The organism is Pantoea sp. AG702 (assembly GCF_003182295.1).
GTDB classification, from domain to species: domain Bacteria; phylum Pseudomonadota; class Gammaproteobacteria; order Enterobacterales; family Enterobacteriaceae; genus Pantoea; species Pantoea ananatis.
Window position 1 is genome coordinate 502,810 of sequence record NZ_QGTU01000002.1, and the last position, 11,999, is coordinate 514,808.

Consider the following 11,999-nt stretch of genomic DNA (forward strand, 5'->3'; position numbering starts at 1 on the left):
AGCACGGGCGTAGGAGTTTTCTCCACGCCCGTGCGATCATGTTAAGGGCTAAATAAATGGCGAAGAGTGATTACTACGAGATTTTAGGCGTCGCCAAATCTGCAGACGAGCGTGAAATCAAAAAGGCTTACAAACGCCTGGCGATGAAACATCATCCGGACCGCAATCCCGGTGATAAAGAATCTGAAACCAAATTTAAAGAAGCGAAAGAAGCCTACGAGATTCTGACCGACCCTCAGAAGCGTGCGGCCTACGATCAGTACGGCCATGCTGCCTTTGAACAAGGTGGTATGGGCGGTGGCGGATACGGCGGCGGCGGCTTTGGCGGCGGAGGTGCAGATTTCAGCGATATCTTTGGCGACGTTTTCGGTGACATCTTTGGTGGTGGCCGCCGTCAGCGCGCAGCCCGTGGTGCAGATTTGCGCTACAACATGGAGCTGACGCTGGAAGAAGCGGTTCGCGGCGTGACCAAAGAGATCCGTATACCGACGCTGGAAGAGTGTGACGTTTGCCACGGCAGTGGTGCCAAAGCGGGCACCAAACCGCAAACCTGTTCAACCTGTCATGGTGCAGGCCAGGTACAGATGCGTCAGGGCTTCTTCACCGTACAGCAGGCTTGTCCGACCTGTCACGGTCGCGGCTCGGTGATTAAAGATCCGTGCAATGCCTGTCACGGGCACGGTCGCGTAGAGAAATCGAAAACCCTGTCGGTAAAAATTCCTGCCGGTGTGGATACGGGCGACCGTATTCGTCTGAGCGGCGAAGGTGAAGCCGGTGAGCAGGGCGCACCTGCGGGCGATCTGTACGTGCAGGTGTCGGTGAAAAAACACCCGATCTTCGAGCGTGAAGAGAACAACCTCTACTGCGAAGTACCGATTAACTTCGCGATGGCCGCCCTGGGTGGCGAGATTGAAGTGCCGACGCTGGACGGTCGCGTGAAGCTGAAAGTCCCGGCAGAAACCCAGACCGGCAAGCTGTTCCGCATGCGCGGGCGTGGTGTGAAGTCGGTGCGCGGCGGTGCGGTAGGCGATCTGCTGTGTCGTGTGGTGGTGGAAACGCCAGTCAGCCTGAACGACAAGCAGAAAGCGTTGCTGCGTGAGCTGGAAGAGAGCTTTGGTGGGCCCAGCGGCGAGCATAACAGTCCGCGCTCCAAAAGCTTCTTCGACGGCGTGAAGAAATTCTTCGACGACCTGACGCGTTAATCGCGTTACTGACGTCAGACCCGATGAAAGCGGAGAGGAAACTCTCCGCTTTTTTTTGCGTCCTGCACTGCTGAAACGGTTTCTGGCACAGACCAGCTCTGCACCTTTCACGGCTATCCGGTTCTCCCGTCGGGTTATCATTCGCGGGCTGTTGTAGCCAAAAGTCTAACGTAATGTAAAAGCGACTAAATAAGCTTTTTATCAGGTTCGTTGAATCGTTACACTGCTCAGCATTCTGTATTACGCTCAGGAGGAGTGCATTTTGTCAAAACCTCGTCGAATTAAGCATTTACTGAAAAGTTTTATTGAGAGCGATGCCAGCAACGGCATGGTGCTCATTCTGGCTGCGGTCGTCGCTATGATCCTCGCCAATGGCGCTTCCACCGCCCAGGGCTACCAGGCTTTGCTGGATACACCGGTACAGATTCGCTTCGGCGAACTGGATATCAGTAAAAATCTGCTTCTATGGATCAACGACGCCCTGATGGCACTGTTCTTCCTGCTGATTGGTCTGGAAGTGAAGCGCGAGCTGATCTCAGGCGAACTCGCCAGCCGCGATCGGGCCATCTTTCCGGTGATTGCCGCGTTAGGGGGAATGGCGGCACCGGCACTGGTGTTTTTGCTGTTTAACCACGGTGATGAGATTGCCCGAAATGGCTGGGCGATCCCCACCGCGACGGATATCGCGTTTGCGCTCGGAGTCCTTGCCCTGCTTGGCAGCCGTGTGCCGACCGCCCTGAAGGTATTCCTGATGGCGCTGGCGATTATTGATGACCTGGGTGCCATCGTGATCATCGCGCTGTTTTACACCAGCGATCTGTCTGTGATGTCTCTGAGCGTGGCGGCAGGCGCTATCGTGGTGCTGGCGGTGCTGAACCGCTGTAACGTGCGGAATATCGCCATCTATATGCTGGTCGGCATAGTGCTGTGGACGGCCGTGCTGAAATCGGGCGTCCATGCTACGCTGGCGGGCGTGATCGTGGGCTTCTTTGTACCGCTGGAAGAGAAAGACGGCCATTCGCCTGCGGAACATCTGGCACACGGATTAATGCCGTGGGTGAACTGGCTGATTCTGCCGCTGTTTGCCTTTGCTAACGCTGGCATTTCGCTGACGGGTATCACCTTTGGCGATGTGCTGTCACCAGAGCCGCTGGGCATCATCCTGGGCCTGTTAATCGGTAAGCCGCTGGGGATTACGCTGTTTTGCTGGCTGGCGGTGAAGCTGAGGCTGGCAGCCTTGCCGAGCGGCACGACTATTCGCGATATCATGGCGATTGGCGTGCTGTGCGGTATTGGCTTTACCATGTCGATATTTATCAGTTCGCTGGCCTTTGACGCTGCCCACGAGCAGTTAGTGACGTTCTCTAAGCTGGGTATCCTCAGCGGTTCGTTGCTTTCCGCCGTTCTGGGTTACACCTTATTGCGAATCAAGCTGCGATAAAAATCCATTGCTGCAACACGTTCATCCGGTGTTGCAGCAATGCTGTTTCCTGTCTCAACATCTCAACATCTCAACATCTCAATATGGCCTGTGACCCACGATGACATTGCGCGTTGACTGGCTGTTATCGCGTTTCTCTGCGGCCGGTCTGAACTCGCAAGGACGCCGTGATTGACCTTCTCTGTTCACCCTGGACCTGATAACCCGAAGGAGGGCTCGTGAGAGAGGCTGTCCGGAGCGCTACGAGCCTGAACCTGGGGCAGCATTGTTCGGCAGGTTGAGAGCAGTGCAGAGGCGGTGGGTTGTCTGGCATGGCAGGGCAGGGCTGGAAGATAAAGTCAGGAAGATAAAGTCATGAAGAGACAGTCGCCTGGCGGCGCTAAACAGCAGGCATAAAAAAACCGGCTTAGCGCCGGTTCTTTCAACAAAGCGATGAACAAATGGCGATTAAGCCAGTTTGTTGATCTGTGCAGTCAGGTTTGCTTTATAACGTGCAGCTTTGTTTTTGTGGATCAGACCTTTAGCAGCCTGACGGTCCACAATTGGTTGCATTTCATTAAATGCGTTCTGCGCAGCAGCTTTGTCGCCTGAAGCGATCGCCGCGTATACTTTCTTAACGAAGGTACGCATCATAGAGCGACGGCTTGCGTTATGCTTGCGACGTTTCTCAGATGTTACGGCACGTTTCTTAGCTGATTTGATATTAGCCAAGGTCCAACTCCCAAATATGTTCGATAGAGACAAATCAAAGGCCGAGGACTATGCCTTTTGGACCTTCTGTTGTCAATGGATTTGTGCAAATAAGCGTCGTTTACAAGTGATAACCTGTATGACACTCGGTTACGTATTTGATGGCGCAAGATTCTACCAGCTTCCGCTCCCTGAATACAGTATTTCGCAACAAAATTCTCTCAGCGGCTTTGCAAGGCAGTAAATACGGCCTGTAACGCATGAAAGGCGTGTTCACGGGTTAACCTTGGCGGCTTTCGAGGGTATAATCCGCCGATTTCCACCGGTTTGAGTCAGCCATGAAGTTTATCCGCGGTATTCATAATCTTAACGCGCAGCATCACGGCTGCGTTTTGACCATTGGTAATTTCGATGGTGTGCACCGCGGTCATCAGGCGCTGATGGGGCGGTTGCTGGAAGAGGGACGGAAACGTAACCTGCCAGTGATGGTGATGGTGTTTGAACCCCAGCCGCTTGAACTGTTTGCGGGCGAAAGCGCACCCGCCAGGCTCACTCGCTTGCGAGAGAAGCTAAAATATCTGGCAGAAATCGGCGTGGACTCCGTGCTGTGCGTGCGTTTTGACCATCGCTTTGCCGCGTTGTCGGCGCAGAGTTTTATCAGCGAACTGCTGGTGAACAAGCTGGGCGTGAACTATCTTGCCGTCGGGGATGATTTCCGCTTTGGCGCTGGTCGCCAGGGGGATTTCCTGCTATTACAGAAAGCCGGCGCCCAGTATGGCTTTGATGTGGTCAGCACAGAAACCTTTTGTGACAGCGGTAAGCGCATCAGCAGCACGGCGGTGCGTCAGGCACTGGCCGAGGACAACTTAGCGCTGGCGCAGTCGCTGCTGGGCCATCCTTTCAGTATCTCTGGGCGCGTCGTGCACGGTGATGCACTCGGACGTACGCTGGGGTTCCCTACGGCTAATCTTCCTTTACGCCGCTGCGTGTCGCCGGTTAAAGGCGTTTATGCGGTGGAAGTCCATGGGCTGGGGCCACAACCCCTGCCTGGCGTTGCCAATATCGGCACCCGCCCGACGGTAAAAGGTTTGCGCCAACAGCTTGAAGTTCACCTGTTGGACATCAATATGGATCTCTATGGTCGCCACATTGATGTGGTGTTGAAGCAGAAAATACGAAACGAGCAGCGCTTTGCTTCACTGGATGCGTTGAAAGAGCAAATTGCGAAAGATACGGTAACGGCCCGACAATTTTTTGGTCTGTAACCTGAGCGAAAAACGGAATCGAGAATCTGATGAGTGACTATAAATCAACCCTGAATTTGCCGGAAACGGGGTTCCCCATGCGTGGCGATCTGGCCAAGCGCGAACCGGGAATGCTGCAACGTTGGTATGATGACAACCTGTACGGCATCATCCGCGAAGCCAAGAAAGGGAAAAAAACCTTTATCCTGCATGATGGCCCTCCTTATGCGAACGGCAGCATTCATATTGGTCACTCTGTTAACAAGATTCTGAAAGACATTATTGTGAAGTCTAAAGGCATGGCAGGTTACGACTCGCCGTATGTGCCAGGCTGGGACTGTCACGGTTTGCCTATCGAGCATAAAGTTGAGCAGATGATCGGCAAGCCGGGCGAAAAAGTCAGCGCCGCCGAATTCCGCGCCGCCTGCCGTCAGTATGCCGCCGAACAGGTTGAAGGGCAGAAAGCCGACTTTATTCGCCTGGGCGTGCTGGGCGACTGGGATCGTCCTTACCTCACCATGGACTTCACCACCGAAGCCAATATCATCCGTGCGCTGGGTAAAATCATCGGCAATGGCCACTTGCACAAAGGCGCCAAGCCGGTGCACTGGTGCATGGATTGCCGTTCTGCTCTGGCGGAAGCCGAAGTGGAATACTACGACAAAACCTCCCCCTCCATCGATGTGATGTTCAATGCCGTTGATGCGGACAGGGCGCGCGCAGCCTTCGGTGTGACCGCCTCAGAAGGCCCGGTTTCGCTGGTGATCTGGACGACCACCCCGTGGACCATTCCGGCTAACCGCGGTATTTCACTGCATCCCGAGTTCACCTATCAGCTGGTGCAGATTGCAGGACGTAGCCTGATCCTGGCAAAAGATCTGGTTGAGAGCGTCATGAAACGCGCGGGCGTCAGCGACTGGACCGTGCTGGGCGAATGTCAGGGCGCGGCCCTGGAATTGCAGCTGTTCCAGCATCCTCTGCTTGAGCAGATCCAGTCCAAAGTCGTATTAGGTGAGCACGTCACGCTGGATGCCGGTACGGGGGCTGTTCATACCGCGCCAGGCCACGGCCCGGATGACTACGTGATTGGTCAGAAATATGGTCTGGAAACGGCTAACCCGGTCGGCCCTGATGGTGCCTACCTGCCGGGTACGTATCCGGGACTCGACGGCGTTAACGTCTTTAAAGCCAATGATATGATCGTTGAGCTGCTGAAAGAGAAAGGCGCATTGCTGCACGTTGAAAAACTGCTGCACAGCTACCCACACTGCTGGCGCCATAAAACCCCGATTATCTTCCGTGCCACGCCGCAGTGGTTTATCAGCATGGATCAGAAAGGCCTGCGTGCTCAGTCATTGCAGGAGATCAAAGGCGTGCAGTGGATCCCGGACTGGGGTCAGGCGCGCATTGAGTCCATGGTTGCCAACCGGCCTGACTGGTGTATTTCCCGCCAGCGTACCTGGGGCGTGCCAATGGCGCTGTTCGTACACAAAGAAACCGAAGCCCTGCATCCGGATACCCTGGCGCTGATGGAAAAAGTGGCGCAGCGCGTTGAACAGGATGGCATCCAGGCATGGTGGGATCTCGATCCGCGCGATCTGATGGGCGACGATGCTGACCACTACGTGAAGGTGCCGGACACGCTGGACGTCTGGTTTGACTCAGGTTCCACCAGCTATTCGGTCGTGGATGCCCGCCCGGAATTTGGTGGCAATACACCGGATATGTATCTGGAAGGTTCCGATCAGCATCGTGGCTGGTTTATGTCGTCGCTGATGATCTCGACCGCGATGAAAGGCAAAGCGCCTTATCGCCAGGTACTGACGCACGGCTTTACCGTCGATGGTCAGGGCCGCAAGATGTCCAAATCCATCGGCAATACCGTTGCACCCCAGGATGTCATGGACAAGCTGGGTGCGGACATTCTGCGCCTGTGGGTTGCTTCTACCGATTACTCGGGTGAGATGGCGGTATCCGATGAAATTCTGAAACGCTCTGCGGATGCCTATCGTCGTATTCGTAACACCGCGCGCTTCCTGTTAGCCAACCTGAGCGGCTTTAACCCGGCCACCGATCTGGTTAAACCGGAAGAGATGGTGGTGGTCGATCGCTGGGCGGTGGGACGTGCGCAGGCGGCGCAGGCGGATATCATCGCCTCTTACGAGCACTACGATTTCCACGAAGTGATTCAGCGCCTGATGCAGTTCTGCTCCATCGAGATGGGCTCCTTCTACCTGGATATCATTAAAGATCGTCAGTACACCGCGAAAGGCGACAGCCTGGCCCGCCGTAGCTGCCAGTCAGCGCTGTGGCACATTGTTGAAGCGCTGGTACGCTGGATGGCACCGATCATGTCTTTCACGGCCGACGAAATCTGGGGCTATCTGCCAGGCGATCGGGCGAAGTATGTCTTCACTGAAGAGTGGTATACCGGCCTGTTTGGTCTGCCAGAAAACGAAGCGCTGAACGATGCGTACTGGGCAGAACTGCTGAAAGTACGCGGTGAAGTGAACAAGGTGATCGAGCAGGCGCGTAGCGACAAACGTATCGGTGGCGCGCTGGAAGCGTCCGTTACTCTGTATGCCGACGCGGACCTGGCGACGAAACTGCAGGCGTTAGGTAACGAACTGCGTTTTGTGCTGTTGACCTCCGGTGCTCAGGTCGCTGATTACGCAGAGGCAGAGGCTGAAGCGCAGCAGAGCGAACTGGTAAAAGGGCTGAAAATCGGCCTGCATAAGGCAGAAGGCGAGAAATGCCCGCGCTGCTGGCACTACACGACTGACGTCGGTCAGAATCCGGAGCACGCTGCGGTGTGCGGTCGCTGTTACACCAACGTAGCCGGCAACGGCGAAGAGCGTAAGTTTGCCTGATGAGTAGACCTGTTTTCTCCACCGGATTGCGCTGGCTGTGGCTGGTGCTGGTTGTTATCGTTGTTGATTTCGTCAGCAAGCAGTGGGTCATGAACAACATGATGCTGCATGAAACGCAGCCGCTGATGCCGTTCCTTAACCTGTTCTATGCGCATAACTATGGCGCGGCGTTCAGCTTCCTCGCGGATAAAGGCGGCTGGCAGCGCTGGTTCTTTGCCGGCATTGCCCTGGCGATCGTGGTGTCGTTACTGGTCATGATGTACCGCAACAGCGCCAGTCAGAAGATCGCCAATATCGCCTATGCCTTAATCATTGGCGGCGCAGTGGGCAATCTGTTTGACCGTTCATATCATGGCTTTGTGGTAGATTTTATCGATTTCTACGTCGGTAACTGGCACTTTGCTACATTTAATATCGCTGACTGCGGCATCTGTATCGGGGCCGCGTTGGTGGTGCTGGAGGGCTTTTTCAATCCTTCCAGCAAGCAGGTTAAAAAAGGGTAAACCATGACTGAGTCTGTACAGGGCGACAGCGCGGTATTGTTGCATTTCGTCATGAAGCTGGAAGACGGCTCAGTGGCGGAATCCACTCGTGCCAACGGTAAACCTGCGCTGTTTCGTCTCGGCGACGGTAGCCTGTCCGGCGCGCTGGAGCAGGCACTGTTGGGATTGACGCCGGGTGAAAAACATCAATTCACGCTGGCACCAGAAGACGCGTTTGGTAGCGTCAGCCCCGATCTTATCCAGTACTTTTCCCGCCGTGATTTTATTGACACGGGAGAGCCTGAGATTGGCGCCATCATGCTGTTTACCGGAATGGGCGGTAGTGAAATGCCGGGCGTGATTCGGGAAATTTCCGGTGATTCAATCACCGTGGATTTTAACCATCCGCTGGCAGGCCACCGCGTTCAGTTTGATATTGAAGTGCTGGATATCGATCCGGTACTGGAGGCGAACAATGCAAATTCTGCTGGCTAATCCACGGGGTTTTTGTGCAGGTGTAGATCGCGCCATCAGCATTGTTGAAAACGCACTAACGCTGTTTGGTGCGCCGGTGTACGTCCGGCACGAAGTGGTTCATAACCGCTACGTGGTGGACAGCCTGCGCCAGCGCGGCGCGATCTTTATTGAGCAGATCGCGGAAGTGCCTGATGGCGCTATCCTGATTTTCTCTGCCCACGGCGTCTCGCAGGCGGTACGCAATGAAGCAAAAGGGCGTGATCTCACCGTCTTTGATGCCACCTGCCCGCTGGTGACCAAGGTGCATATGGAAGTGGCCCGCGCCAGCCGTCGGGGTGAAGAATCGGTGCTGATTGGCCACGCGGGCCATCCGGAAGTGGAAGGCACCATGGGGCAGTACAACAACCCTAAAGGTGGGATGTACCTGGTGGAGTCGCCGGAGGACGTCTGGAAGCTGGACGTTAAAGATGACAACCGCCTGTCCTTTATGACCCAGACGACGCTGTCGGTGGATGACACGTCGGAAGTGATTGATGCGCTGCGCGCTCGCTTCCCGAAAATCGTGGGCCCACGTAAAGATGATATTTGTTATGCCACCACCAACCGTCAGGAAGCCGTACGGGCGATGGCCGAGCAGGCCGATGTGGTACTGGTAGTCGGATCGAAAAACTCCTCTAACTCCAATCGCCTGGCCGAACTGGCCCAGCGCATGGGCAAAGCGGCGTATCTGATTGATGATGCGGCGGACATTCAGCCTGAGTGGGTGGTTTCTGTCGATTGTGTTGGCGTAACGGCGGGCGCTTCGGCTCCCGATATTCTGGTTCAGAACGTGATTAGTCGCCTGCAGGCCTTGGGCGGTGGTGAAGCGAGAGTGCTGGAAGGGCGGGAAGAAAACATTGTGTTTGAAGTGCCCAAAGAGTTGCGGGTTGACGTCCGCAACGTGCAGTAATCCGCACACGTTAAGCAATGAAAAGGCCGACTCTGTTCGGCCTTTTTGCTTTTCAGACCGGGCGGCGGCGGCGGAAATTGCTTTTACTGATAATCCGCCCCACCTGGCATAAAAATTCTTATTATCCCCGAGAAAGAGTGGCGCAGTTGTTATCTCATGGTTAACCTGATTGCGCTTGCATGCATAGATTTGTTTTAGGAATGAATAAATATGAAGAATATCCGCATTGCCATCGTGGGCGCGCCGGGGCGCATGGGGCGCAATCTGATTCAGGCGGTTGCTCAGCTGGAAGGCGTTGAGCTGGGCGCAGCGTTAGCCCGACCGGGATCCTCGTTGATCGGCAGCGACGCAGGTGAACTGGCCGGTATCGGCCACGCTGGCGTTACCCTGAGAGATGACTTACGCGCCGTCGTCGATGATTTTGACGTCGTGATTGATTTCACCCGCCCTGAAGGAACGCTGGAATACCTTGCCATCTGTCGTGAGCACCGCAAAGCCATGATCATCGGTACGACAGGCTTTGATGACGCCGGTAAAGCAGCGATTCGCGACGCGGCGGCGGATATTGGCATTGTGTTTGCCGCTAACTTTAGCGTAGGCGTTAATCTGGTCCTGAAGCTGCTGGAGAAAGCCGCCAAAGTGATGGGCGATTATGCGGATATTGAAATTATTGAAGCGCATCATCGCCACAAGGTGGATGCGCCCTCCGGCACGGCGCTGGCGATGGGCGAGGCGATTGCAGAGGCGATGGACTGGAAACTGGATGAACATGCCGTTTACAGCCGTGAGGGCCATACCGGTGAGCGCAAAGCGAATACCATTGGTTTTGCCACTGTGCGGGCAGGAGACATTGTCGGAGAGCATACCGCGTTATTTGCCGACGAAGGGGAACGCATAGAGATAACGCACAAGGCGTCCAGTCGCATGACCTTTGCCAATGGCGCCGTAAAGGCTGCCATTTGGGTGAGTGAGAATAAAACCGGGCTTTACGATATGCGTGACGTGCTGGATTTATCAAGTTTGTAATGATTTTTACCTGTGTGATGTGGTGATTTCAATCGCTAATAACTTGATTGAGAAGGGCAATTTTTTAATTGCCCTTAATTTTATCTAAAAAATAGTCACTTTGACCTGTTTTTTCATTGTGATGAATGAAAGTCGGGTTTTTCTTCCTTTCGCTTCTCAGTAAACCTGCTAATTTTGACCATTTGGTCAAAATTAGCAGGTGGTTTTCCCGGAATAAACATCGACTGCGATCGGCAAACGTTTATTCGGCTGTGTTTACCCCTGTTTTTAACGCTTATCCTCTTCATTTTCGCTCTGAGCCTGAAAAGATGTTAAAAATGTTGCTTCAGGGTGGACAAGTATCAGGACGATCATTAGAATGCGCGCAATTTGCCAAAAATTGACCACTCAGGCAGTTTTTGCATTGATTCAGATCACTATTTTGAATTAATATGCAGATATTGTGACTGTTTATTCCCTGGAGGATGTTTTGATTAAGTCAGCGCTCTTGGTTCTGGAAGACGGAACCCAATTCCACGGTCGGGCCATCGGGGCTACAGGGTCGGCAGTGGGGGAAGTCGTTTTCAATACGTCAATGACCGGTTATCAAGAAATCCTCACTGATCCCTCCTATTCCCGCCAGATTGTTACTCTCACTTATCCCCATATCGGCAATGTTGGTGCTAACGCCGCCGATGAAGAATCCAGTCAAATCCATGCGCAGGGCCTGGTCATTCGTGACCTGCCGCTGATTGCCAGCAACTACCGTAGCGAAGAAAGCTTATCGGCTTATCTGCAGCGCAATAACATCGTGGCGATTGCCGATATTGATACGCGCAAGCTGACGCGACTGTTACGGGAAAAGGGCGCGCAGAACGGCTGCATTATTGCAGGCGATAATCTGGATGCGGCTCTGGCCTTACAAAAAGCGCAGGCTTTCCCTGGCCTGAAAGGCATGGATCTGGCAAAGGAAGTGACGACGGCTGAAACCTATGCCTGGCAGCAGGGGAGCTGGACACTGGAAGGGGATTTGCCAGAACAGAAACAGGCAGAAGCACTGCCTTACCACGTCGTCGCTTATGATTACGGCGCGAAACGCAACATCCTGCGTATGCTGGTGGACCGCGGCTGCCGCCTGACAGTGGTGCCGGCCAAAACGCCAGCAGAAACGGTCCTGGCGATGAATCCGGACGGTATCTTCCTCTCTAACGGCCCTGGCGATCCTGAGCCCTGCGATTATGCCATTGAGGCGATTCAGGCCTTCCTGAAAACTGATATCCCGGTGTTTGGTATTTGCCTGGGCCACCAACTGCTGGCCCTGGCCAGCGGCGCGAAAACCGTCAAAATGAAGCTGGGCCACCACGGCGGCAACCATCCAGTTAAAGATTTGGACAACAACCGCGTCATGATCACGGCGCAGAACCACGGCTTCGCGGTGGATGAGGCGAATCTGCCTGCGAACCTGCGTGTGACGCATATCTCCTTGTTCGATAAGACGGTGCAGGGCATCCACCGCACCGATAAGCCTGCGTTTAGCTTCCAGGGCCATCCGGAAGCCAGCCCGGGACCGGGTGATGCTGCACCGCTGTTTGACCACTTTATTGAGTTGATTGACGCATTCCGTTCGAAAGCAAAGTAA

At 54.5% G+C, this 11,999-nt stretch carries 10 protein-coding genes; 9 read left to right on the forward strand and 1 reads right to left on the reverse strand.

What is annotated here, in order from left to right; all coding sequences use genetic code 11:
- Positions 1-56: 56 nt before the first annotated feature.
- Both dnaJ and nhaA read left to right on the forward strand, forming a co-directional pair.
- Positions 57-1,202, forward strand: a complete 1,146-nt coding sequence (gene dnaJ, locus DFO57_RS08695; protein WP_013024559.1) for a molecular chaperone DnaJ — start codon at positions 57-59, stop codon at positions 1,200-1,202.
- A gap of 262 nt (positions 1,203-1,464) precedes the next feature.
- Positions 1,465-2,643, forward strand: coding sequence for a Na+/H+ antiporter NhaA (gene nhaA, locus DFO57_RS08700; protein ID WP_013024560.1), 1,179 nt, complete (start codon positions 1,465-1,467; stop codon positions 2,641-2,643).
- Between the two features lie 447 nt (positions 2,644-3,090).
- Here the strand turns inward: nhaA and rpsT are convergent, their stop codons facing one another.
- On the reverse strand, positions 3,091-3,354 hold the full coding sequence (rpsT, locus tag DFO57_RS08705; RefSeq protein WP_006117633.1) for a 30S ribosomal protein S20: 264 nt from the start codon (positions 3,352-3,354) through the stop codon (positions 3,091-3,093).
- 317 nt (positions 3,355-3,671) lie between these two features.
- Between rpsT and ribF the strand changes: the two genes are divergently transcribed.
- The 7 genes from ribF to carA all read left to right on the forward strand — a co-directional run bounded on the left by ribF (position 3,672) and on the right by carA (position 11,999).
- Positions 3,672-4,598, forward strand: a complete 927-nt coding sequence (ribF, locus tag DFO57_RS08715) for a bifunctional riboflavin kinase/FAD synthetase (protein WP_028714806.1) — start codon at positions 3,672-3,674, stop codon at positions 4,596-4,598.
- 29 nt (positions 4,599-4,627) lie between these two features.
- Entirely contained in the window at positions 4,628-7,447 is a 2,820-nt protein-coding gene (gene ileS / locus DFO57_RS08720; protein ID WP_013024563.1) for an isoleucine--tRNA ligase, read from the forward strand.
- Positions 7,447-7,950 (forward strand): signal peptidase II, encoded by a 504-nt coding sequence (lspA, locus tag DFO57_RS08725; RefSeq protein ID WP_013024564.1) that lies wholly within the window; start codon positions 7,447-7,449, stop codon positions 7,948-7,950. Before ileS ends, lspA begins: the two co-directional genes overlap by 1 nt.
- A 3-nt stretch (positions 7,951-7,953) precedes the next feature.
- Complete coding sequence (fkpB, locus tag DFO57_RS08730) at positions 7,954-8,424, forward strand: FKBP-type peptidyl-prolyl cis-trans isomerase (RefSeq protein WP_014592885.1); 471 nt, start codon at positions 7,954-7,956, stop codon at positions 8,422-8,424.
- On the forward strand, positions 8,405-9,355 hold the full coding sequence (gene ispH, locus DFO57_RS08735) for a 4-hydroxy-3-methylbut-2-enyl diphosphate reductase (protein ID WP_014592886.1): 951 nt from the start codon (positions 8,405-8,407) through the stop codon (positions 9,353-9,355). The genes fkpB and ispH overlap by 20 nt, the downstream gene beginning before the upstream one ends.
- 210 nt (positions 9,356-9,565) lie before the next feature.
- Complete coding sequence (gene dapB, locus DFO57_RS08740) at positions 9,566-10,381, forward strand: 4-hydroxy-tetrahydrodipicolinate reductase (protein ID WP_019106403.1); 816 nt, start codon at positions 9,566-9,568, stop codon at positions 10,379-10,381.
- A gap of 469 nt (positions 10,382-10,850) precedes the next feature.
- Positions 10,851-11,999, forward strand: a complete 1,149-nt coding sequence (carA, locus tag DFO57_RS08745) for a glutamine-hydrolyzing carbamoyl-phosphate synthase small subunit (protein ID WP_014606611.1) — start codon at positions 10,851-10,853, stop codon at positions 11,997-11,999.